This window comes from Truepera radiovictrix DSM 17093, from assembly GCF_000092425.1.
Taxonomy (GTDB): Bacteria; Deinococcota; Deinococci; order Deinococcales; family Trueperaceae; genus Truepera; species Truepera radiovictrix.
This window is the reverse complement of record NC_014221.1, coordinates 1,807,261-1,828,781: the sequence shown is the minus strand read 5'-3', so window position 1 is coordinate 1,828,781 and position 21,521 is coordinate 1,807,261. Positions and strand designations below refer to the sequence as shown.

The 21,521-nt window shown below is 69.2% G+C and carries 24 protein-coding genes; 3 read left to right on the top strand and 21 right to left on the bottom strand.

Annotated features, from left to right (window positions below; translation table 11 throughout):
- Window positions 1-189: 189 nt before the first annotated feature.
- The 4 genes from TRAD_RS08410 to TRAD_RS08395 form a co-directional block, all read right to left on the bottom strand.
- A complete protein-coding gene (locus tag TRAD_RS08410) occupies window positions 190-1,119 on the bottom strand; it encodes an ABC transporter permease (RefSeq protein WP_013178182.1) in 930 nt (309 codons plus the stop codon).
- Window positions 1,094-2,239, bottom strand: a complete 1,146-nt coding sequence (locus TRAD_RS08405) for an ABC transporter permease (protein ID WP_013178181.1) — start codon at window positions 2,237-2,239, stop codon at window positions 1,094-1,096. The genes TRAD_RS08410 and TRAD_RS08405 overlap by 26 nt, the downstream gene beginning before the upstream one ends.
- On the bottom strand, window positions 2,236-3,789 hold the full coding sequence (locus TRAD_RS08400; protein ID WP_013178180.1) for an ABC transporter ATP-binding protein: 1,554 nt from the start codon (window positions 3,787-3,789) through the stop codon (window positions 2,236-2,238). Before TRAD_RS08400 ends, TRAD_RS08405 begins: the two co-directional genes overlap by 4 nt.
- Before the next feature lie 131 nt (window positions 3,790-3,920).
- Entirely contained in the window at window positions 3,921-4,898 is a 978-nt protein-coding gene (locus TRAD_RS08395; protein WP_013178179.1) for an alpha/beta fold hydrolase, read from the bottom strand.
- A 172-nt stretch (window positions 4,899-5,070) separates the two neighbouring features.
- On the opposite strand from TRAD_RS08395, the gene TRAD_RS08390 reads away from it, so the two are divergent.
- Window positions 5,071-5,934, top strand: coding sequence for a DUF1028 domain-containing protein (locus TRAD_RS08390; RefSeq protein ID WP_013178178.1), 864 nt, complete (start codon window positions 5,071-5,073; stop codon window positions 5,932-5,934).
- 73 nt (window positions 5,935-6,007) lie between these two features.
- The gene (locus TRAD_RS08385; protein WP_013178177.1) at window positions 6,008-6,349 is read left to right on the top strand and encodes a cupin domain-containing protein; all 342 of its coding nucleotides are present in this window, start codon (window positions 6,008-6,010) and stop codon (window positions 6,347-6,349) included.
- Window positions 6,350-6,476: 127 nt separating this feature from the next.
- On the opposite strand, the gene TRAD_RS08380 is transcribed toward TRAD_RS08385, so the two are convergent.
- Genes TRAD_RS08380 through TRAD_RS08370 form a run of 3 tightly spaced genes read right to left on the bottom strand, consistent with a single transcriptional unit; the run spans window position 6,477 to window position 8,957 of the window.
- Entirely contained in the window at window positions 6,477-7,331 is an 855-nt protein-coding gene (locus tag TRAD_RS08380) for an enoyl-CoA hydratase/isomerase family protein (RefSeq protein WP_013178176.1), read from the bottom strand.
- A gap of 46 nt (window positions 7,332-7,377) precedes the next feature.
- On the bottom strand, window positions 7,378-8,241 hold the full coding sequence (locus tag TRAD_RS08375) for a 3-hydroxyacyl-CoA dehydrogenase family protein (protein WP_013178175.1): 864 nt from the start codon (window positions 8,239-8,241) through the stop codon (window positions 7,378-7,380).
- Window positions 8,238-8,957, bottom strand: a complete 720-nt coding sequence (locus tag TRAD_RS08370; protein ID WP_013178174.1) for a phosphorylase family protein — start codon at window positions 8,955-8,957, stop codon at window positions 8,238-8,240. The genes TRAD_RS08375 and TRAD_RS08370 overlap by 4 nt, the downstream gene beginning before the upstream one ends.
- A 185-nt stretch (window positions 8,958-9,142) precedes the next feature.
- Between TRAD_RS08370 and TRAD_RS08365 the strand changes: the two genes are divergently transcribed.
- Window positions 9,143-9,571 carry a roadblock/LC7 domain-containing protein gene (locus TRAD_RS08365; RefSeq protein WP_148221213.1) on the top strand — a complete coding sequence of 143 codons (429 nt, stop codon included), beginning with the start codon at window positions 9,143-9,145 and terminating at the stop codon, window positions 9,569-9,571.
- Here TRAD_RS08365 and TRAD_RS08360 read toward each other — a convergent pair.
- From TRAD_RS08360 to TRAD_RS08300, 14 genes are all read right to left on the bottom strand, one after another.
- Entirely contained in the window at window positions 9,545-9,835 is a 291-nt protein-coding gene (locus TRAD_RS08360) for a hypothetical protein (RefSeq protein ID WP_013178172.1), read from the bottom strand. The genes TRAD_RS08365 and TRAD_RS08360 overlap by 27 nt on opposite strands.
- Window positions 9,836-9,928: 93 nt before the next feature.
- Window positions 9,929-11,623: a complex I subunit 5 family protein gene (locus tag TRAD_RS08355; protein WP_148221212.1), complete on the bottom strand. Its 1,695-nt coding sequence runs from the start codon at window positions 11,621-11,623 to the stop codon at window positions 9,929-9,931.
- Window positions 11,624-11,670: 47 nt separating this feature from the next.
- Window positions 11,671-13,191, bottom strand: a complete 1,521-nt coding sequence (locus TRAD_RS08350; protein ID WP_013178170.1) for a proton-conducting transporter transmembrane domain-containing protein — start codon at window positions 13,189-13,191, stop codon at window positions 11,671-11,673.
- 43 nt (window positions 13,192-13,234) lie between these two features.
- On the bottom strand, window positions 13,235-14,695 hold the full coding sequence (locus tag TRAD_RS08345) for a complex I subunit 5 family protein (RefSeq protein WP_013178169.1): 1,461 nt from the start codon (window positions 14,693-14,695) through the stop codon (window positions 13,235-13,237).
- 57 nt (window positions 14,696-14,752) lie between these two features.
- Window positions 14,753-15,106: a sodium:proton antiporter gene (locus TRAD_RS08340; RefSeq protein ID WP_013178168.1), complete on the bottom strand. Its 354-nt coding sequence runs from the start codon at window positions 15,104-15,106 to the stop codon at window positions 14,753-14,755.
- Window positions 15,103-15,888 (bottom strand): Na(+)/H(+) antiporter subunit B, encoded by a 786-nt coding sequence (locus TRAD_RS08335; RefSeq protein WP_013178167.1) that lies wholly within the window; start codon window positions 15,886-15,888, stop codon window positions 15,103-15,105. The genes TRAD_RS08340 and TRAD_RS08335 overlap by 4 nt, the downstream gene beginning before the upstream one ends.
- Window positions 15,889-15,916: 28 nt before the next feature.
- Window positions 15,917-16,150: a Na(+)/H(+) antiporter subunit B gene (locus TRAD_RS08330; RefSeq protein ID WP_013178166.1), complete on the bottom strand. Its 234-nt coding sequence runs from the start codon at window positions 16,148-16,150 to the stop codon at window positions 15,917-15,919.
- 20 nt (window positions 16,151-16,170) lie between these two features.
- Window positions 16,171-16,491 (bottom strand): monovalent cation/H(+) antiporter subunit G, encoded by a 321-nt coding sequence (gene mnhG, locus TRAD_RS08325; protein ID WP_013178165.1) that lies wholly within the window; start codon window positions 16,489-16,491, stop codon window positions 16,171-16,173.
- Window positions 16,488-16,778 (bottom strand): MrpF/PhaF family protein, encoded by a 291-nt coding sequence (locus tag TRAD_RS08320; RefSeq protein ID WP_013178164.1) that lies wholly within the window; start codon window positions 16,776-16,778, stop codon window positions 16,488-16,490. Before TRAD_RS08320 ends, mnhG begins: the two co-directional genes overlap by 4 nt.
- Window positions 16,775-17,308, bottom strand: a complete 534-nt coding sequence (locus TRAD_RS08315) for a Na+/H+ antiporter subunit E (protein ID WP_013178163.1) — start codon at window positions 17,306-17,308, stop codon at window positions 16,775-16,777. The genes TRAD_RS08320 and TRAD_RS08315 overlap by 4 nt, the downstream gene beginning before the upstream one ends.
- A 521-nt stretch (window positions 17,309-17,829) precedes the next feature.
- On the bottom strand, window positions 17,830-18,114 hold the full coding sequence (locus TRAD_RS08310) for a hypothetical protein (protein ID WP_013178162.1): 285 nt from the start codon (window positions 18,112-18,114) through the stop codon (window positions 17,830-17,832).
- Between the two features lie 60 nt (window positions 18,115-18,174).
- Window positions 18,175-19,034 (bottom strand): IS5 family transposase gene (locus TRAD_RS15700; protein WP_148221177.1). Its coding sequence is split into 2 segments (ribosomal slippage): window positions 18,175-18,680 and window positions 18,680-19,034, totalling 861 coding nucleotides; the frame shifts between segments, so codons are not numbered across the junction.
- Between the two features lie 568 nt (window positions 19,035-19,602).
- Complete coding sequence (locus tag TRAD_RS08305) at window positions 19,603-20,385, bottom strand: SDR family NAD(P)-dependent oxidoreductase (protein WP_013178161.1); 783 nt, start codon at window positions 20,383-20,385, stop codon at window positions 19,603-19,605.
- Window positions 20,386-20,395: 10 nt separating this feature from the next.
- Window positions 20,396-21,517, bottom strand: a complete 1,122-nt coding sequence (locus tag TRAD_RS08300; protein ID WP_013178160.1) for a class II aldolase/adducin family protein — start codon at window positions 21,515-21,517, stop codon at window positions 20,396-20,398.
- Window positions 21,518-21,521 lie beyond the last annotated feature (4 nt).

Below are 21,521 nucleotides of genomic sequence, written 5' to 3'. Positions count from 1 at the left end.
CTTTAACGACGCCGAAGACCGACGCGTCGCCAGTCCACGGCGGTACAGCCGGCGCGATCAGCGGCCCTGCGCGTCGCTATCCTCTCGGAGCGCGCAAGGAGCGCGTGTCGACGTGAGCGCGCCGCCGACCCGATGATACCCGCTCCATGATTCCAGGTCTCTCAGGTGGGCGCTCGAGCCGCGCGGGGCTCAACGCTCGCCGCGCGTGTAGGGGGTGCCGAGCGCCGCCGGCGCCCCCCGCCGAGCGCGGGAGCGGCCGAGCGAGGCGAGCGTCAGGGCGACGATGGTGGCGACGTAGGGCAAAAGCCGCAGAAACTCGGCGGGCAACACCCCTTGGAGGCGAAAGGCGAGGTGAAAGCAGGCACCGAAGAGAAAAGCCCCCCACAGCGCCTTGAGGGGGTTCCACGCGGCGAAAATAGCGATCGCCAGGGCGATCCACCCCATCCCGGCACTCATCCCCTCCGACCACGAGGGGCGGTAGGCGAGCGAGAGGTAGCTGCCGGCCACGCCCGCCATCACCCCGCCGAAGACCACGCAGCCGTAGCGGAGCCCGTAGACCCCGACGCCGAGCGCGTCGGCGGCCGCCGGCGACTCCCCGACCGAGCGCACGCTGAGGCCCAGCCGGGTCTTGAAGAGCAGCACCCAGAGCAGGAGCGCGGCGAGGATGGCGGCGTAGGTCATGAGGTGCTGCCCCTGAAAGAGGGCGGGGCCGAGGACGGGCAGCTCGGCGAGAGGCGGCACGTCGAGGGCGCGGAAGGGGTTGCGGAGCGGCTGACCCTGCCACGCGCGGCCGACGACCCCCGAGAGCCCCAGCCCGAAGATGGTGAGCGCGAGGCCCGAGACGTACTGGTTGGCGCGCAAGGTGATGGCGAGAAACGCGTGCACGAGCGCCGCGAGCCCGCCCGTGAGCCCCGCGGCGAGGACCCCCAGGGTGGGGTCGCCCCCCAACTGCGCGGCGACGAAGCCGGTAAGGGCGCCCAGGACCATCATCCCCTCGACCCCCAGGTTGACCACCCCCGCGCGCTCGGCGACGATCTCGCCGAGGGCCGCTAGCAGCAGGGGCGTGGCGAAGGCGAGCGAGCGGGCGGTCGCGCTAATCAGCCAGCTCTCGAGCTCCACGAGCTACCTCCTTGGCGGGTTCGGGCGTTGCGGCTTCGGGCGCCTGGAGCGGCGCTGCGGGGGCGCGGCGCAGCCGGTAGCGCAGCACCGGTTCGGCGGCGATGATGAAAAAGAGCACCAGGCCGCTGATCACCCCCGTCATCTGAAAGGGGAGGCCCAAGACCACGCGCATGGTGTCGCCCATGGCGAACACGAGCCCCAAAAAGGTCGCGGTGAGCAGCGTCGCCAGGGGGTGGCCGCGGGCGAGCAGCGCGACGATGATGGCGGTGTAGCCGTAACCGAGCGAGATCTGCGCGGGGTCTAAAAGGCGCAGGTGCACGCCGGCGACCTCGCCGACCCCCGCGAGCCCCGCGGCCCCCGCCGAGAGGCCCATCACGAGGAGCGTGACCCTGGTAAACCCCATCCCCGCGTAGCGCGCCGCGTGGGCGCTCTGGCCGATCACGCGCACCTCGAAGCCGAGGCGCGTGCGGCTTAAGAGAAAGGCGACGAAGAGCACCAGCGCCACCGCGACCACGAGCGTCGGCCAGGGGAGGCGGGTGCCCGGCAGGAGCGGCAGGGCCGCCTCCGGCGGGAAGCGGTCGGTGTAGGCGAACCCGCGCGCCTCCTGCCCCCGCCACGGCCCGAGGATAAGGTACTGCACGAGGTAGAAGGCGATGTAGTTCATCATCAAGGTGGTGATGATCTCGCTCACGCCGAGCCGCGCTTTAAGGATCGCGGGCAGAAAGCCCCAGGCCGCGCCGGCGACGAAGCCGGCGGCGAACATCGCGGGGAGCGTCGCGGGGCCCAGACCGGGGACGAAGAGGGCGACCCCCGCGGCGCCGGCCGCGCCCGCGAGGATCTGCCCCTCGGCGCCGATGTTCCAGAACTGCAGGCGAAACGCGAGCACCAGGCCGACGCCGCAAAGAAGCAGCGGGACGGTCTTGCGCAGCACCTCGGAGACCCCGCGCAGGTCGCCCAAGGTGGCCGCGAAGAGCTGCGCGTAGGCGGTGATGGGGTTGTGGCCGAAGCCCAGAAAGATAAAGCCGGTGACGACGAGCGCCGCGACGACCGCGCCGCACGACACCGCGAGCACGAGGCCGGGGGGGGGCGCGGGGCGCGGCTCGAGCCGGTAGCGCTTCATGCGCGCGCCGCTCCGGCCATCATGAGCCCGAGAAGGTCGCGCTGGGCGTCCGCGGCGCCGACGACGCCCATCACCTCGCCGGCGAAGAGCACCAGGATGCGGTCGCACAGGCGCAGCAGCTCGTCTAAGTCTTCGGAGACGAGCAGCACCCCCGCGCCGCGCGCGCGGCTCTCTGAAAGCAGCGTGTGGGTGAGCTCGGTCGCGCCCACGTCGAGCCCGTAGGTCGGGTGCGCCGCGACGATCACGGTCGGGTCGCCGTGCAGCTCGCGGGCGAGGATGAGCTTCTGAATGTTGCCCCCCGACAGCAGCCGCACGGGCGTCTCGGTCGAGGGGGTAGCGACGCGGTAGGCCTCGACCGCCCGCGCGGCAAAGGCGGCCATCGCGGCACGGTCTAAAAGCGGCCCCTTGGCGAAGGGGGGGGCGCGGTAGTGGCGGAGGCTCAAGTTTTCGGCGACGCTGAGGTTCGGCACCACGCCGGTCCCCAGGCGCTCCTCGGGGATGTGGGCGACGCCCGCCTCGAAGCGTTCGCGCGGGCTTAGAGGCGTCAGGTCGCGGCCGCGCAGCTTAAGGACCCCTGCGGTCGCGGGGCGGAGCCCCGTCAGGACCTCGATGAGCTCGAGCTGCCCGTTCCCCGCGACCCCCGCGACGCCGAGCATCTCGCCCGCGTGCAGGTCAAAAGACACCCCTTTGAGCGCCGCCTCGCCGCGCTCACCCCGCGCGCAGAGGCCGCGCACCTCGAGCAGCCGCTCCCCCGGCGGCGCCGCGGCGCGCAGCGGCGGCAAGCTGACCTCGCGGCCGACCATGAGCCGCGCCAGCGCCGCGGCGCTCGTCTCAGCGGTGCGCGCGTGCCCCACGACCCGCCCCTTGCGCAGCACGGTGACGCGGTCGGCGGCGCGCATCACCTCGCCGAGCTTGTGGGTGATAAAGACGACCGCGTGCCCCTCGCGCTTCATCGCCGCCATCACCTCGAAAAGCCCCTCGGCCTCGCCGGGGGTCAAGACCCCCGTGGGCTCATCCAGGATGAGCACGCGCGCCCCGCGCACGAGCGCCTTGATGATCTCCACGCGCTGCTGCTCCCCGGCCGAGAGGTCCTGAACATACGCGTCGGGGTCGACCTGGAGCCCGTAGCGCGCGCTCAGCTCGCGGATGCGCGCCCGCAGCCGCCGCGTCGGCCCCCAAAAGGGCGTCCCCGGCAGCCCCAGGGCGACGTTTTCGGCGACCGTGTGGCGCGGCACCAGCAGAAAGTGCTGCGCCACGAGCCCGACGCCGCGCGCGAGCGCGTCGCGCGGCGAGCGTAACCTTACGGGTTCGCCCGAGAGGTAGAGCGCGCCCTCGTCGGGGGGATAAAACCCGTAGAGCATGCTGATCAGCGTCGTTTTGCCGGCCCCGTTCTCGCCCAACAGCGCGTGCACCTCGCCCGCGTGCAGCTCGAGCGAGACGCGGTCGTTGGCGACGACGCCGGGGAAGCGCTTGGTGACGCCGTAAGCGGCGAGCAGCGGTAAGGAGGTGACGGGGGCGGTGGGGCGGGGCTCGTGGGGGGCCGCAACCATAGGCTCACTATACAGAAGTCCGGGCAACCAGAAGCCAGGGGTCAGCAGCCAGCATCGGGGCGTTTGGTCTTCTGACGCCTGACCACTGGCTTCTGACTACCGACCACTCGCCACTGGCTACTGACTACTGGCTACTGACTACCACCCTCCAGCCACGCCGTGACGGCCGCGACGAACGCCTCGGGGCACTCCTCCTGCGGCAGGTGACCACAGCCCTCTAGAAGCGCGAGTTCGGCCCCCGGGATCTCCTGCGCCAGCCGCTGGCTCTGTTCGGGGGGGACGATGGCGTCGGCCGCGCCGCTCACGACGAGGGTCGGGACGCGCACCTCGCCCAAGCGGGGCGCGAGGTCGGGGGTGCGGCTCGCCTTGGTCAGCTCCCAGAGGGCGACGTCCCACCCGTCGGCGCGCAGCGGTCGGCGGTAGCCGGCTATGACCTCTTCGGTGACGCGCTCGGGGTCGGCGTAGGAGCGGCGCAGAAACTCGAGTCCCGGCCCCTCGCCGAACTGCCGCATGATGAGGGGACCCAGACGGTTCATCTGCGGGGTGTGCAACAGGGGCCGCACCCACGCCGGCGCGCCGCCCCCCTCGTAGACGGCAGCCCCCACCAGCACGAGCCCCGCGACGCGCTCGGGGTGCGCGAGCGCCACCTGCAAGGCGAGCGTGCCGCCGGAGGAGTTGCCGACGAGCACCGCCCGCTCGAGCCCGAGCGCGTCGAGCAGGCCGACAGTTAGCGCGACCTGCGCCTCCGGCGTGTAGGGGTTCTCGAGCCCCGTCGCCCCCGGCGGCACCGCGGGGCGCTCGGTGAGCCCGAACGCGGGGCGGTCGAAAGCGACCGTGCGCCGCTCTGCCCCGAGGGGGGCGAGCACCTCGCGCCACGAGAACGTCGAGGCGCCGAAGCCGTGCAGCAGGAGCAGGGGCGTCCCCCCGCTCCCCGCCTCTTCGTAAAAGACCTCGAGGCCGTCTACCGTCACAAACGCCCCCTCGTCGCCCGCGAGCTGCCGAGCGGGGACGGTGTCGAGCTCGGGGATGGGCAGGATGAGGGGCAGCACGGCCACGCTCAGCGCGAGCAGGCCGAAGACGATCAGGGTGAGTTTCAGGCGAAACGGCACGGGGCATTAAACCACGGTGGGGTGGCCCAGAAGCCAGAAGTCAGTAGCCAGAAGTCAGTAGCCAGAAGTCAGTGGCCAGGTAGCCCATGCTGTCTCCTGACTCCTGACTTCTGGCTCTCAAACCGTCGCCAGCGCGGTTTTTGCGCCTGCGCCAAAGTGCTAGGCTGCCGCCATGAGGAGCGTCTCTACCTTTTCCATCGTCGCGCGCGACCCCGAAACGGGTGACCTGGGCGTCGCGACCGCCTCCAAGTTTTTGGCCGTCGGGGCGGTTGTGCCCTACGCCGAGGCCGGCGTGGGGGCGGTCGCCACCCAGTCGTACGCCAACACGACCTTCGGGCCGCGCACCATCATGGCGCTGCGGGGGGGGATCTCGCTCGAGCTCATCCACCAAGCGTTCGCCGAAACCGACCCGCAGCACGCCCAGCGCCAGTACGGCCTGGTTGACGCCCACGGCCACAGCTTCACCTTTACCGGCGACGCGTGCCACCCCTGGGCGGGCGGGCAGTGCGGCGAGAACTACGCCGCGCAGGGCAACCTGCTGACCGGCCCCGAGGTCATAGGGGCGCTCGTGACGACCTTTCAGGAGACTACGGGGCCGTTGGCCGAGCGGCTGGTGGCGGCGCTCGCCGCCGGCGACGCGGCGGGTGGCGACAAGCGCGGGCGGCAGTCGGCGGCGCTGCTGGTGGTGCGCCAGGAGGGGGGCTACGGCGGGTTTAACGACCGCTACCTCGACCTGCGCGTCGACGACCACGCGCACCCCGTCGAGGAGCTGCGGCGGCTTTTGGGGTTGCACCGGTTGCTCTTCGAGCGGCCCAAACCCGAGGCGCTTCTAGAGATCGACGCGGCGCTCGCTAAGCGGGTCCAGGAGGGCTTGGTGCGTGCGGGTTACTTAGAGCGCGCCGCAGAGACCTGGGACGAACGCGCGGAGGCGGCCCTGCAGGCGTTCGCGGGGGTTGAAAACCTCGAGGAGCGCCTTGTAGAACCCGGCCGCATCGACCCCGAGGTGTTGGCGCACCTCGAGCGCGTGGCCCGTTAGGTCGCGCGAACATGCGCGGCAGCCTACGGTCCTTTGGGGTGCGCTGGGCCACCCTAGGGGGGAAGGAGGCAGCATGGCAGACACCACGATCAAAAAGGTGAGCGCCGAAGCCTCCCCGCAAGGGGAGATGGGACAGGTGTACCTGGTCTCCGGCAAGGGGCTCTCGATGCGCCTTTGGCGCGACCAGCCCCCGGGTGAACCCAAACCGGAGGTGCGCCGCGACTACGAGACCGTCGGCTTTGTGATCAGCGGGCGGGCCGAGCTGCACCTCGAGGGGCAGACCATCCGCCTCGAGCCCGGCGACTCGTGGCTCGTCCCGAAGGGCGCCGCGCACACCTACAAGATTCTAGAGCCCTTTACGGCGGTCGAGGCGACCCATCCGCCCGCCGAGGTCAAGGGGCGCGACGAGCCCTGACCGAAGGGGCCGGTGGCCCGTGGCGCGTGGCCTGTGGACCATGAGCTATGGGCCACGCGCCACGGATCACGCTTGCTGGACGCTGGGTCATCGGCTGGACACAGCGTCCGGAGGGGCGCTCCCCTGCCTACTGCCCCTTAAACTCCGCCGCGCGCTTTTCCAAAAAGGCGGTCGTGCCTTCGGTGGCGTCCTCGGTCGAGGCGGCCATACCGAAGAGGTCGGCTTCGACCTCGAGCCCTTGGTTGATGGTCATGTCGATGCCCCGCACCACCGCCTCCTTGGCGAGCCCGAGGGCGATGGGGGCGTTTTTGAGGGTCAAGCGGGCGAGCTCCAAGGCGCCCTCTAGCGCGTCGTCGACCACGCGGTTGACAAGACCCAAGCTGAGCGCCTCCTCGGCGCCGACGTGCCGCCCCGTCAGGATGAGGTCTAGAGCGCGCCCCTGACCGATGAGGCGCGGCAGCCGCTGGGTGCCGCCGTAGCCGGGGATGAGCCCCAGCCCCACCTCGGGCAGGCCGAGTTTGGCGCCCCGGCTCGCGACGCGCAAGTCGGCGGCGAGGGCGAGCTCGAGCCCGCCGCCCAGCGCGAAGCCGTTAATCGCGGCGATCGTCGGGATGGGGAGCGAGGCGAGCGTGTTCATCACGTCCTGCCCCGCTAGGGCCGCCTCGCGTCCGCTAAAGGTGTCCGAGAGCCGCTGCAAGTTCTTGATGTCGGCGCCCGCGACGAACGCGCGCCCGCTCCCCGTGATGACGAGCGCCCGCACGTCGAGGTCGGCCTCGGCGAGCTCGAAAGCCACCCCGAGCTCGTAGAGCAGGTCGGCGTTGAGGGCGTTGAGCGCCTCCGGGCGTTCGATGGTGATGAGAGCGATGCGCTCTTGCACCTCGTAGCTCAGCGTCGTGAGCTCCGAGGTGATGTCGCTGACGTCGAGCGCGCCGCCGTGTTGGTGGTCGTGGTCTTGATGATCTTGGTGGCTGAGGTCGGACATAAGGTCTCCTCGTCTCTGGGCTAGAACGTGTGGCTGGCGGTTGGCGTTAGCTGTACTGGAAAAAGCCCTCGCCGGTTTTGCGCCCGAGCTTGCCGGCGCGCACCATCTGCCGCAGCAGCGGGTGCGGGCGAAACTTCGGGTCGCCAAACTCGCTATGCAGGGATTCGGCGGCGGCGAGCGCGACGTCGAGGCCGACGAGGTCGAGGAGCGCAAGGGGGCCGATGGGCATGTTTGCGCCGAGCTTCATCGCGCTGTCGATCGCCTCGGCGGAGGCGACCCCTTCGGCGAGCGCGTGCACGGCGTCGTTGAGGTAGGGGATCAGCAGGCGGTTGACGATAAAGCCGGGCCGGTCGTCGCAGACGATGGGCGTCTTGCCGAGCCCCCGGACGAAGGCTTCGGCCCGCTCGAGCGTCCCCGCCCCCGTCTGCAGCGCCCGCACCACCTCGACGAGCGGCAGCACCGGTACGGGGTTAAAGAAGTGCAGCCCGCAAAAACGCTCCGGATGGGCGACGCCGGCGGCGATCTCGGTAAGCGACAGGCTCGAGGTGTTGCTCGCCAAGAGCGCCTCTGGGGTGGCGACCTCGGAGAGCTTTTCCCACACCTCGCGCTTGACCGCGATGGCTTCAAACACCGCCTCGATGACCACCGCGGCGCCGCCCACGGCGGCGAGGTCGCCGGTAAAGGTCAGGCGCTCCAAGCTCGCGTCGCGTTCGGCCTCACCGAGGCGCCCCTTGTGAACGAGCTTCTCCAGGCCCTTTGCGACGCTCTTACGGCCGCGCTCTAAAGCCTCGGCGCTCACGTCGACGAGCGTCACGGTGTGGCCCGCGGCGGCGCACACCTGGGCGATCCCGGCGCCCATCGTACCGGCGCCGATCACCGCGACGTTCGTGGCGGTTTCGTGTTGCTTCATAGCTCCCCCTTCTGGCGGGCCAAGTGAACACCCGCCTCGAGCGCCGCTTCGGTCATCGTGAGCACGCGCTCCCGCAAAAAGTCCGGGTCGACGAACTGCGGGTCGCCGATGTGGTTAGAGGCGACCAGCACGCACCCGGTCTCGACGCGCCGCAGCTTGCCGAGCGTAAAGAGCGCCGAAGCCTCCATCTCGACGGCCAAAACCCCCCGCTCGCGTAGCCGCGCGACGCCGCTCGGTTGGGTGGCGTAAAAGGCGTCCTCGGTCTGGATGAGCCCGACGTGCACCCCCGGACCCGCCGCGTCGGCGAGCGCGCGCGTGAGGGCGAACGAGGCGCAGGGGGCGTAGGGGTCGCCGCCCAGGTACATCCGGGTGGTGCCCTCTTGCGGTACGGACGCGCTCGCTACGATGAGGTCGCCCGGCGCGATGCCCTCGCCGATGATACCCGCCGTGCCGACGCGCACGAGGGTGTGGACGCCCAACTGACAGAGCTCTTCGACCACGATAGCGAGGCTCGGGCACCCCATCCCGGTCGCCTGGACCGACACCGGGAGCCCTTTGTAGCGGCCGCTAAAGCCGAGGAGCTGCCGGTAGGTGGTGTAGGGGCGCGGCGCCTCGAAAAAGGTCTCGGCGATGAGCCGCGCACGGTTCGGGTCGCCCGGTAGGAGCACAAAGGGTGCGACGTCCCCCGCTTCGGCGTGGATGTGAAGTGGACTCATCGCCGTCGAGCATAGCAAATGCCCCTGCCTGGCCGCACGGGTGTGCGGCGCGGGGTCGCCTCGCGCGTGGCGGCCCTTTGCCCCGGCTAGCGCGCGCTGATGACGAATTTTCTACGCGCGCGCGCCCGGCGCCTCGCTACACTGTCGCGTATGCGCTGCTCTCTCAACCCAGCTCGCCGCCTCCGGTGTGGCGTCCCCCCTTACGCGCCTGTGGCGGGGTGGTAGCGGTGGAGGCCGTCGGCGCCGGGATGACGCCGCAGGCGTTGGTCGCGGCGATCCTCGAGCTAGGTGGCGTCAAGGGGGTTGCGCTCCTGAGCGCCTCGGGGGAGCTTTTGGCGCGCGCGCCGGAGGACGCGTGCGCCGTGCCCACCGCGCTGCTCGCGAGCACGCTCGCCGCCAGCGGCCTGCTCGCCGAGCTCTTGGGCGCCGACAGGCCGACGCAGACGCTCCTCGAGTTCGAAGGGGGCACGCTGCTGATGCTCGCGCCGGAGCGCGCGGAGCCCGTAGGTGTGGTGTGCCTGGCGTCGTCGCAGGATTTGGGCCGCGTGCGCTTCTCCCTGCGCCGCCTCCTACCGCAGCTCGCGCCGTTAGGAGGGGACGCCCAGCTCGGCTAAGATCTCCGCTTCGGAGAAGGTGCGCCGCGGCGCCCTCGGCTCAGCACTGGCCGTTCCCTCCCGTCCGGGGGGGTGCGCGACACCGATCGAGCCGAAGGTGACGGGTCCGGCGAAGCTGTGGTGGCGCGTCGGGTCGTGGCGGATCCTGTAGAGGTGCAAGTTGATGGCGGTGAGCTCGTCGGGGGAGAGCGCCCCCAGCTCCGCGCGGGAGACCTCGTTGCGGAGCAAGCGGGACACGAAGAGGGTGATCTGCTCCGTCGTCATGGCCTCACTCTAAGGACCTGCGGGCGCGCTCACATCGTCCGCCGCGTTAGGCCGTAGCGGCCGCGCGTTCTAGTGCTACCGTACCTGCTAGGGCTAGCGCACCTGGAGCGCCAGCAGGGTCGTCACGAGAAAGAGAAAGAGCCCGCCGGCGGCGGTCCAACCGAGGAGGTTCTCGAGCGCCGTGAGCCGCGCCCCCAAGCTGCCTTTGGGGCGCGCCCCCGCTTCGGGGGTCGTGAGGTGTCGCCAAAAGGGGACGAGGCGAGCCCAAGCGCGCTGCAGCCCCCCCGAAAGCGCCGCCAGGGGGGCGACGAGGTCGCCCTCGGGGATCCCGGGGCGCGCGTCCAAAAACCCGTAGCGGTAGAGCAGCCAGACGAGAAGCGCCAGGAGCGCGCCGATGAGCGCGGGCGAAAGGGCGCTCAGCGCGCCGGCGCTGTAGATGAGGTACGCCGGCCCCTCGGGTAGCGCGAGCACGCCGAACGCGACGGCGAGCAGCGTCACCAACCACGGCAGCAGGAGCCCGAGCGGTATGGGGGCCGCTGGTCCCGCCCCGCGCGGCCACACGGTCACCAAAAAACGCGCCATCAGGAGGGTCGTGCCGATAGCGGCGAGCTGCAAAAGCGGCTCTAAAGGGAGCGGTTCGTCGGGCGAGAGGGCGCCCGTTGCGGCCGTGAGGTAGCCCTTGGCGACCGCGCCGCTCGTCAGCGGGGCGCCCGTGAGGGCGAGCGCGGCGAGCACGAGGCCGGCGCCGACGACGAGCTTTTGGGCGCGCCCGCGCGCTTTGGGCGCGACGCCCACGCCCAAAAAGAGCCCGACTTTGGCGAACGCGTGGTGCGCGGCGTAGACCACGAGGGCCGTGCGCGCGGCCTCGGTCGCGACCGGCGCGTAGAGCGCGAGCCCGAGCGCGACCGTCATCAGGCCCATCTGGCTGATGCTCGAGTACGCCAACACCGTCTTGGGGTGCTTTTGCGTTACGCCGACGAGCGCCCCGTAGAGCGCTGCGGCGACGCCCATGACCATCACCAAACGCCCCCATCCCGGGAGCGCCGTACCGAGCGGCAGAAAGACCGCCCAGCCGAGGAGCCCCGTCTTGATCATCGTGCCGCTTAGCACCGCGCTCGCCGGGGTCGGTGCGGCGGGGTGCGCGAGCGGTAGCCAGAGGTGCAGCGGCAGCGCCCCCGCTTTGACCCCGAAGCCGGCGAGCGCGAGCGCGATGATCAGGTCGCGCCGCGGCGCCTCGGCGACGACATCAGGGACCGCCCCCAGCATCACGCCGCCCGCTGAGGCGATAAGGATGGTCGCGGGGAGCAAAAACGCCTCGCCGACGATCACCAGGCTCAGGTAGATGCGCGCCGCCCGCCGCGCTCGAGGCGTCCTTTCGTGCACGACGAGGGGGTAGGCGGCAAAGCTCATGAGGGTGAAAAAGAGGTAGAAGGTGACCACGTCGCGCGCGATCAACACGCCCAGGTTGCCCGTCAGCGTGAGCAAAAAGGCGCCCCAGAACGGGGCCGCCGCGGGGTCATCGGCGAGGTAGCGGCGCCCGTAGAGGCCCGCGAGCAGCCACAGGGGGGCGGTGAAGAGGAGAAACGCCTGGGTGAGGGGGGTCAGGCCGACGTGCGTGGTGAGGAGCAAAGGGAGCCGCGCGACCTCGCCCAGGGGGGCGAGCAGCGCTGCGGCGAGCGCGCCCAGGGGCGCCCAAGGGGCGAGCCGGAGCGCGGCGGGGCGCACGCGCGGGATGAGCACGAGGGGGGCGAGCAGCAGGGGGGGCGCGAGTACGACGAGCCAGGCCACCGACCAAGGCAGCAAGGCAGGGAAGGGGAGACTGACGAGAGCGCCGTTCACGGGATGATGTCCTCCGGTGCGTAGGGGAGTTCGCGTTCGGCGATCACCGAAACCCACTGCAGCGCCCCGAGCTCGGTCGTCGCCAAGAGCCCGACGAGCACCGTCAGCGAGGCGGTCACGAGGGGTGGGAGCAGGAGCACCCAACGCGTTTCGAAGCGCGAGGGCGGCAGCTTTTCGGTAAACGGCCCGGGGGGCGCCTTGAACCAAGCGCGGTAGATGATCGGCAAAAAGTAGGCGGCGTTGAGGACTGTGCTCAGCACGAGCACGGCGAGCGGCCAGAGCTCGCCGTTTTCGGCCGCGCCGAGGCCCAGGTACCACTTGGTGACGAAACCGGCGAGCGGCGGTAGCCCCATCATGCCGAGCGCGGCGACGCTAAAGGCGACCATCGTGGCGGGGAGGCGCCGCGCGACGCCGTCGAGCTCGCTGATCCGGGTGAGCCCGAGGGTCTTGGCGATCACCCCCGCGCAGAAAAAGAGGGTGATCTTCATCACGCCGTGGTGCACGAGGTGGACGATCCCGCCCGCGGTCGCCTCCGCCCCCGCGATAGAGACCCCCAGCGTGATGTAGGCGAGCTGGCTCACGGTGGAGTAGGCGAGCCGCTTTTTGAGTTCGTCTTGCTGGAGCGCCATCCAAGAACCGTAGAGGATGGTGATGGCAGCGGCCACCGCGAGCGGCCCCAGAACACCCAGCTCCTGCGCCAAGGAGACGCCGAAGACCTCGTAGACGACGCGCAGCACGCCAAACGCGCCCGCTTTGACGACCGCCACCGCGTGCAGCAGGGCGCTCACGGGGGCGGGGGCGACCATGGCGGCGGGGAGCCAGCCGTGCAGCGGCACCAGCGCCGACTTGACCCCCAGACCGAGGATCAAAAGCACGAAGATCGCGGTGAGCGCGGCCCGCTGCTCGCCGAGGCCGGCCGCGGCGAGCGCCCCCCCCTCGGTAAAGGGTACCGCGCCCGCGAGCACGTAGAGCCAGATCACCCCGGCGAGCAGGGCGGTGCCGCCGGCGATGGCGTAGCGCAAATAGGTGCGGCCCGCTCGCAGCGCCGCCTCGCTCTGAGTGTGGACCACGAGCGGGTAGGTCACGAGCGTCAGGAGCTCGTAGAAGAAGAAGAAGGTGAGCAGGTTGCCCGCCATGGCGACGCCGGCAGTCGCCGTGACGCACAGCCCGAAAAAACCGTAGAAACGGCTCTGATGGGGGGTGCCCGCCATGTAGCCGTTGGCGTAGATCGTGGTGAGGAGCCAGAGCCCCGCCGAGAGGACGAGGAAAAGGAGCGCCAAGGGGCCCGCGCGCAGCACGAGCTCGGCGCCGGGCAGGAGCGGCACGCTAAACTCGTAGACCGCGCCCGCGGCGGCCCGCTCCGCCATCACCACGACCAGCAGGAGTTTAACGACCTCCGCGCCCAGGTAGAGCCAGCGCCGGAGCCCCGCTTGGCGGTCGCTCAAGCCGAAGATGACGAGGCTCGGGACGAGCGAGCTGAGGAGGACGAAAAGGGGCATGAAGGGGTCGGCGTTCACCGCGCCACCTCGTGCTGCGTGCTCAGCGCTACCGCCGCGCGCGTCATGCGGGGACCCCGATGCTAAGAAGCTGCAACAGCGGCGCCGAGGCGAAGCCGAGCAGCAGGGCGATGAGCGCGAGCGTGAGCGAGGCGACCTCGAGCCGCCGCGGGGTGAGGCGCGCGGCGCGCCCCTGCCCCCCGCTAAGCGCGACCTGCACGACCCTAAAGACGTACCCCGCAGCGAGCAGGCTGCCCACCAAGATGGCGAGGGCGTGCCACCACTGCCCGGTTCCAAAGGCGGCGAGCAGCAGCAGCCACTTCGCCGTAAACCCGCCGCTCGGCGGCAGCCCGATGAGCGACACCCCCGCTAGACCGAACGCGACGACCGACAGCGGCAGGTGCTTGGTCACCCCGCCCAACGACTCGATGCCGTCGTCACCCACCGCGTAGGCGAGCGTGCCGGCCGAGAGGAACATCGCGGCCTTGGCGAAAGCGTGCGAAAACGCCTGGATGACCCCGCCGCTCCACGCCTCGCTCCCCCAACCGTTGGGGCCGGCGAGCGGGAAGAGCACGAACAAGTAGCCGATCTGGGCGACCGTCGAGTAGGCGATCAGCAGCTTTAGGCGGCTCTGGCGGAGCGCCAGCGCGGAACCCCAGAGGATGCCGAAAGCCCCCAAAAGGCCGATGAGGTGCACCACCGCCGGGGTGAGCGCGGCGGGGAAGACGGAAAACCACAGGCGCAGCAGCAGATAAAACGACGCCTTGGCGACGAGCCCCGAGAGCAGCGCGCTCACCGGCGCGGGCGCGCTCGCGTGCGTCGGCGGCAGCCAGAAGTGGAGCGGAAAGAGGGCGGTTTTAAGCGCCATGCCGACCGTGATGAGCGCCACCGCCGCCCACGCGGCCGGCACCGGTGTGATCGACGCCGCTAGGGTATCGAGGTCCAGGGTGCCGAACGCGCCGTAGAGCAGCGCGACGCCCAACAGGTAGGCGAGCGAACCGATGAGCGACACCAACAAGTAGCGCGTACCCGCGACCACGGCGGTGCGCCCCCCGGCGACCACCACGAGCCCGACCGCGGAGATGCCCATCAGCTCGAGCCCCACGTAGAGGTTGAAGATGTCGTTGGACAGGAAGATCGCGTTGAGGGCGGCCCACAAAAAGAGCCAGAGCGGCCAGAAGATGGCGATGTCGAGCGCGCCCAGCTTAAAGTAGCCCGCCGCGTAGACGCTAATAAGCGCCCCCACGGCGCCCGCCATGAGGAGCATCACTACGCTGAGCCCGTCCGCGTAGAGGGCGATGCCTAGCGGCGCGGCCCAACCGCCCAGGGCGTAGCTCTCGGCACCCACCGCCCAGACCTCTAAAAGCAGCGCGGCGACGCTCAGCAGGGTGACGAACGCCGTGCTGACCCCTAGGGGCACCGCGAGGCGCGGCAGCACGAACGAGAGCGTAGCGCCGATTAACGGCAGCACGATGGGCCAGATGATGAGGTCAAAGGGCCACAAGGAGGCGTCGACGGGCGTCACGTCGGGCTCCGGCGGCAGGTAGCGGCGCGACGTCGCGAGGGGAGTCGTGATGGGTGTTTAGGCAGCATCGTCTCGGTGATCCTCATCATGGGGGGGCTGCGTAGCGGTCTGAGGCGCGTCTTCGGGGAGGTAGGCGTACCCCGTCTCCTGAAAGAGGCGGCGCACCATCGCCAGCGTAAAGGCGGTCGCGCTCACCGCGACCACGATGCCGGTAAGGACCATCGCGTGCGGTACGGGATCGGGTTCGGCGCCGCTGCGCCGCGCAAAGCTCACGAGCAGCAAAAAGATGCTGCTGCCCAAGATGTTGAGCGCCAACACCTTGCGGATCAGGTGCGCGCGCGTAAAGACGCCGTACAAGCAGATGCCGATAAGCGCCGTGCTCGAGAGCGCGTAAAGGGTCGAGATCGTCACAGCGCCTCCTCCGGCACCGCTCTTTCGGTTTCAAAGGCCAGCGCCTCGCGGGGTGCGCTGGGCTGCTCCCGGGGATCGTCCTCGCGGACGTGGACCGGGTCGGCGCCCAAAAAGAGCAGCGCGAGCGTGAGGCCGATGGAGACGGTTAAAAGGGTTTCGATGGCGAGGATCGCGGGGTAGGCCCAGCCCTCGGGGTACTCGAGCAGGGTCCCGCCGACGAAAAACGACAGCACGCCCACCCCCAAAAAGACGCCGAAGCCGAGGGTGAGCAGGGTGCGGAGCGGCCACGTGCGCCGCAGCGCCCCGTGAAAAAGCGCCGCCAAGAGGAGAAGTTCGCCCAACGCCCCCAACACCGCCCCCCCCTGGAAGGCGCCCCCCGGCCGCGTCGAACCGGCCCACAGCAAGTAGCCCGCGACGAGGATCATCATGGGGGTCAAAAACCGCACCAGCGAGGTGAGCACGGGCGTCGTCGCGGCGACCGGCCCCTCGGCTTGGGGGGCCTCGAGCCGCAGCGCCCAGACGCTAATCAGCGCGATGAGCAGCACCGCGACCTCGAGCAGGGTGTCGTAGCTGCGGAAGTTGAGCAGCACCGCCGTGATGGGTTGGGTCACGCCGCTCTCGGGGAGCGCCGCGCGCACCTGCGCGGCGAGGTCAACGGGTGGCGTGGGGAGCTCGAGCACCGCCCAGGCGAGCGAGAGCGTCGTTGCCGTCGCCAAAAAGCCGATGACGAAGCGGCGCAAGAGCGTCTTGTGGCCGTGGTGCGAGCGGTGCTGCTTGACCACATAAGCAGGCTTTGGTCTCGCGCTGGGTTTAGGACTCGCCACGGGGTTCCTCTTTCGGACCGATGCGGCCCAGGGTGTCGAGCAGCAGCGCGCCCGTGAGGCCCGCGCCGATCGCCGCCTCGGCGAGCGCGACGTCGGGCGCGCCGAGGCGCACCCAAGCGAGCGAGGCGAGAAGCCCAAACGCGATAAAGAGCACCACGGCTTTAAAGAGGTCGCGGGTGGCGAGCGCCTGCCACGCCAACAGTGGCAGGGAGAGCGCCAAGAGTACGTCAAAGGTCCAGATCAGCGCGGTGATGGTCGCCTCCAGTGGGGGATGCGCGCGCGGACCGCCGCTTCGGCGATGAGGTGCGCGGCGGTCGCGCTCGCGGGCAAGACGAGCAGCCAAATCGCCAGGATCTTCGCCCCCGCCGCGAACGACTCGGCCTGCAGGGTGAGCCCTAGCGCGACGAGGCCGAGCCCGACGTTGTCGGCTTTGGTGAGCGCGTGCAGGCGGCTGTAGACGTCGGGAAAACGCAGCAGCCCAACGGTACCGGCGAGAAAAAACAAGCAGCCCACCACGATGAGTGTGGCAGAACCCCAGTTCAGCAGGGTCGCTAGGTTCACGGCGTGCTCCTTTCGGGGCCGTCGGAGGGGGCCTTGTGGATCCACGCCCGCCGGACAAAGGCGACGAGCGCGAGCGCGCCGAGGAGCGCAAAGAGCAGCGCGACGTCGCGCAACGCCGGCGACGCTAGGCCTTCGGCTAAAAGCAGCAGCATGGCGACCCCTGTGGTGCCGAAAAGCTGCGACGCCATCATCCGGTCGGCGGGCGTCGGCCCGCGCAGCACGCGCACAAGCCCTGCGAAGATGTTCGCGAGCAAAAAGAGCGTGGCGGCGAGGTAGAGTTCGGTCACGCGCCCCTCCGGCGGGGGAGCGCGTAGCCGAACACGCCGCCGACGACCCGCTCGAGCCCCTCTAACGCCGCTTCGGTCTGCAGGTCGCCCGTCAGCGCGTGTACGCGCAGGTGTGTCGGCGTCAGCTCGGCGCTGAGTGTCCCCGGCATCAAGCTCGTGGCGTTGGCCAAGAGCACCCGTGCGGGGCCGGGGGGGAGCCGCAGCGGATAGGCGAGAAAGGCGGGCTCGAGCGGCATGCGCGGGTCAAACGCCCGCCACGCCACGTCGACGCCGCCGCGCAGCGAACCCCAGAGAAAGACCAGCGCGAAAAGGAGCGCGCCGCGCCAGCGTACGGGCGTCCCGACGCCCGGAAAGAGCGTACGGCTAGCCCAGACGGCGAGCAGCACGACCGGCACGCCGAAGTACCAGCTCCGCGCCTCACCGCCCGTGAGCGCCCACCAGACGAGCGCCAAAAGGGCGACCTGCGCGAGCGCCTGACGCGCTGGTCGCCACCCCCTTGTGGGTGTCCCCGGTTGGGACGCGTGATGCATCGCTACACCTCTCTCATCTCTCAAACGCCTACCGCTAGACGGCAAGCATTCAAGCGTCGCTAGTCAGATCCGCTGCTCAGATGGCCGCACCCGTGGTGGCCTTGCCGCGAGCGGTCACCCTGCCGAGCGCACCTTTGGCCGCGCCTCCAACCGATGGGCACATCCGTGGGGCGGCCCGCCGCCGCACACCCGCTGCGCGCAGCACCGGTTGGGACGCCCGCGCGAGGCGGCGGCCGGCGCTACTTCGGCGGTCGGTACGGAGAGACGAGGTCAGAGGGAGCCAAGATGGAGGGCACTACGCCAAACACCCCTGCGCGACGCTGCCCTCAACATCGTTTCCGGCCCGGCGCGCGGGCACCGCTCTCTTTATATCTTACTCAAAAGGGGCGCGTCCTTGCGGTGCAAGGATGCGCGCTCGGGGCGAGGTTGCGCCCGCGAAGCGCCTAGCTGCGGGGCGCGCAGACGTTCGGGGCGCCGGGGCCGCCCGCACGGTGCTGTTGGTCGATAGTACAGTGCAACCGCTACGGTTGCGGCGATGGGTGTTCGCCGTACCTAGCGATGAGCTCCTCTAGCGCCGCGCTCTCGTGAGGGGTCGTGGCGTGGAGGTGTACGCGGATGTTGGGGCTCGGGTAGACGGCCCGCATCTCTTCAAGGCGCACCACGGGGTTTTCAAAGCGGAGCTCTACGGTCTGCGGGTTATCGACGGGCCGAAGGCTCGCCTCGGCAACCGGTCCGTTGGGGATGGCGACGCGCCGATGGGGCCACGTGAGGGAGAGCTCGTAGTCACCGTCGCCGACGCGTTTCATGTCGCGCAGCTCACCCAAGACCTCGTCGTCGACAAAGAGTGCTAGGGTCTGTCTGACTGATTAGAGCCAGAGGATAATGGAGGCGACAAGCACGCCCGCGAGGTAGTTCCGACCCCGCTTGTCATAGCGGGTTGCTACAGCACGAAAGTCTTTAAGTCGGTTGATGCAGCGCTCAATGACGTTGCGCCCCTTGTACGCCTTGGTATCAAAAGCAGGTGGACGCCCACCTTTGGAGCCCTTGGCGAGCCGGTGCTTTTTGGCGTCTTCTCGCTCAGGGCTGATACAGCGAATGTTCCGTCGCCTCAACCCTTGGCGCTGCTTCTTAAAGCTGTAAGCCCGGTCCAAGCGGAGCTGTGAGGGGCGCTTTCGGGGTCGCCCTCTACCTAAACGTGGTACGTGTATCTCGTCGAGCACCCGCTCCAACCAAGCGGCATCGTTGCGTTGCCCGGCGGTCACGACAAGGGACAGGGGGCGAACCTTCCCATCAGCACAGACATGAACTTTGCTGGTATGCCCGCCACGCGAGTGGCCTAACCACTCATCTGTCAAGCCCCCCTTTTTTCGCCCTCGGCGGGCCGCTTTCTCGCACCTGCAGCGCTCCGGTGGGCTTTGATGTGACTGCTGTCCAAGGCCGCTCCGTCCCAGTCAATATCGCCTGTGGCGTCGGCATGCGCTTGAAGGGCTTGTAGGATGCGCTGCCAGTCACCGCTACGTTCCCACCTCGTGAACCGGTCCCAGCAGGTTTGCCAGGCTCCGTAGCGCTCAGGAACATCTCGCCAAGGTGCTCCAGTCTTGAGCCGCCACAAAATGCCGTTGATAACTCGGCGATGGTCAACGTAGGCGTGGCCGCGTTGGGGATTCGCAGGTAAATGCGCTTTTAACGCTCGCCACTGTTTCTCGCTTAAGTCCGTCCGTGCCATGCCTTTACCCTAAAACATCAGTCAGCCCTTCTGTCAGACAGACCCTAGCTTCATCCCTCTACGATAACCCAAACGCCCCTTAGCCGGAGCGCTCGGGCGCGGCGCGAACGTCCCCCCAGCATGTAATCTTGGTTGACGAAGCCCCACGCCCCACGCGTCGCCGCCTACGCAGCGCCAGAGCTGCTGCCGCGCCCAGTTCGGGTACGGTCTAAGTCGGGGGTGTCTGCGCTAGTCAGGTCACTTAGGGGCGTTGGCTTCTACCTCGCTAAAGGCTGCCGGTAGTGCAGCCCCTCGTCGACGGCGTCGACACGAAAAAGCTCGCGCCAGCCCAGCGCTATGCGCAAGGCCGCATCGCCTTTTGGCAGCGGCCAACTGACCGGCAGTGAGGTCGACCGGCTGAGCTCCCCCACCCGGCGCATAGAAACTGCAACGGTTATGTCTGCACTTCAACGCCCGGTGGCCGATAGGCTTGGTGTAGCGCAGAGGGGCTCGTGGCCTGTAGCTCGTGGCTTGTGGCTGCCAGCACCAACGCTAGCCGTTGCGTGCGGGTTAGTAGGGCATGCGGGTTCTAGCCGCGTCCAGGTACCCCCATCGCGCGGTAGAGCAGCTCGGTGAGGCCGGGAAACGCCGCTTGCAACCCGATGACGCCACCTAGCCACCGCGGCACGGTGCGCTCGGCGTAGCGTCTTTCGGCGCACGCCAAGATCGCCTGCGCCGCCTCCGTCGCCGTCACCACGGGGAGCCCCGGCGGGCGCGGGTAGTAGGGGCCGCCGAAAGACGCTTGCAACATCGGCGTCGCCACCGGTGCCGGTAGCACGAGGCCAACGTGGATCCCTTCAGAGCGCAGCTCCTGGCGCAACGTGCGCGTGTAGGCCACCAGCGCGTGTTTGCTGGCGGCGTAGGCCGCCATAAAGGGCGGCGAGACGCGACCGGCGATCGAGGCGACGTTGACGACCGACGCCCGCACCCCCGCGCGCAGGAGCGGCAAACACGCGTCGGTAAGAGCGACTGGCGCGAAGAAGTTGACCCGCATGAGCGCCTCGGCGGTCGCCGCGCCCAGCTCACGCGTCGGGCCGACCTCGAGCCGACCGGCGCAGTTGACGAGGACGTCGAGCCGCCCCGAGCGCTGCGCGACGGTGTCGGCAACGCGTCTAAGCTCCTCGGCTTGGGTGAGATCAGCGCGTATCGCCTGCGCACCCGTCTCCGTAGCGACGCGCTGAAGGCGCGCGGGGTCGCGGCCGACGAGAAAGAGCGCTGCCCCGCTCTGGGCAAAGAGGCGAGCGGCCTCGAGGCCGATGCCGCTCGAGGCGCCAGTGATTAAAACGGTGCGTGCTGAGAGGCTAGAGGACACGCGCCGACCGCTACGTCATCGGGACTTGGGGGAGCAAGCGGCCCGAGATGCGCTCGAAGATATCATCCAAGCTGAGCCCGGTAATGGTCAGACCGTGATTTTTAAGGCCGATCACGGCGCGCGCCGGGTCCGGTTGGCGCCGAGCGAGCTCGGCGACCTCGGTCGCGAGCTCGGCCGTACCGCACGGGTAGTTGACCGTCGTGCTGCTGATACCCTCCATCCAGGCGTGCACGTGGATGATGGCGCCGATGCGCGGGTGCTCCATGTAGAGCTTCCAGTGCTCAATAGCGTCGACCGATGCGCGGCGCGGTTCGACCTCGGGGGAGACGGAGATGCGCATGGCGTTTTTCGCCTCGTCAAAGTCGTTGATGAGCAAGATGTCGCGTCCGACGACCTCGAGCTCACCCTTGTTGACGCCGCTCGCGCTCATCCAGAAGGAGCGTTCGTCGTGCCGGACGCTCAAGTTACCGTAGCTGAGCCCGCCGATACCAAAAAGCTTCTTCACGTGCGCGAGGCTCCGCTCGGAGAGGTACTCGTGGATCGGGAAGGGCGTCGGCAGCAGGTTCATCTGATCAAGCCGCCGCCCCGCTTCGCGCAGGGCGTCAGTTTGCTCGTTGCCCTGCCAAAGCGTGGGCGGCAAGTCGGGGACGAAGATGTTGTTGATGACCAGGTGCGAGGTCGCCAGCGGCTCGAGGCGGGTATAGATCTGCTCAAAGTAAGCCTTGTCGTCACCCCGATGATCGACCGCGTAGCAGCCCTGCTCCATGGTGACGAAATAGGTGCGCCACCCGCCATCAGCGCGCTTGGTCATATAGATGAGCAGGTTCGAGAGCGAACGAACGAGCACTGGGTACGCCGCCTGGAGGATGTTTTCCGGCTCTTTTCCCACCTCGACGACCGATACGACAAACGTCCCTTGCGACTTGCGGCGGAACGAGCGTGGGCGTTTTGCGTCGGTGAAGTTGATGACGAGCCGCGGCGTGCCCTCGTCCTCGCCGAGCAAGGTGTGGCCGTGCGCACGTAGCACGCTTTCAACCCCTTCGGCAAACCACCGCAGGTGCTCGTGTTGCGGTTTGCCCACCAAGCGCGTCCCCGTTTGAATGGTCGGTGCCGTTTTCGTAATAGGCGTCAAGTGT

What these genes read in the sequence shown, in the direction of transcription:
- TRAD_RS08405 (WP_013178181.1), bottom strand. Translation starts at nt 2,239, where the DNA reads ATGAAGCGCTACCGGCTCGAGCCGCGCCCCGCGCCCCCCCCCGGCCTC.
- TRAD_RS08400 (WP_013178180.1), bottom strand. Translation starts at nt 3,789, where the DNA reads ATGGTTGCGGCCCCCCACGAGCCCCGCCCCACCGCCCCCGTCACCTCC.
- TRAD_RS08390 (WP_013178178.1), top strand. Translation starts at nt 5,071, where the DNA reads ATGAGGAGCGTCTCTACCTTTTCCATCGTCGCGCGCGACCCCGAAACG.
- TRAD_RS08385 (WP_013178177.1), top strand. Translation starts at nt 6,008, where the DNA reads ATGGCAGACACCACGATCAAAAAGGTGAGCGCCGAAGCCTCCCCGCAA.
- TRAD_RS08380 (WP_013178176.1), bottom strand. Translation starts at nt 7,331, where the DNA reads ATGTCCGACCTCAGCCACCAAGATCATCAAGACCACGACCACCAACAC.
- TRAD_RS08375 (WP_013178175.1), bottom strand. Translation starts at nt 8,241, where the DNA reads ATGAAGCAACACGAAACCGCCACGAACGTCGCGGTGATCGGCGCCGGT.
- TRAD_RS08370 (WP_013178174.1), bottom strand. Translation starts at nt 8,957, where the DNA reads ATGAGTCCACTTCACATCCACGCCGAAGCGGGGGACGTCGCACCCTTT.
- TRAD_RS08360 (WP_013178172.1), bottom strand. Translation starts at nt 9,835, where the DNA reads ATGACGACGGAGCAGATCACCCTCTTCGTGTCCCGCTTGCTCCGCAAC.
- TRAD_RS08315 (WP_013178163.1), bottom strand. Translation starts at nt 17,308, where the DNA reads ATGCATCACGCGTCCCAACCGGGGACACCCACAAGGGGGTGGCGACCA.
- TRAD_RS08310 (WP_013178162.1), bottom strand. Translation starts at nt 18,114, where the DNA reads ATGAAACGCGTCGGCGACGGTGACTACGAGCTCTCCCTCACGTGGCCC.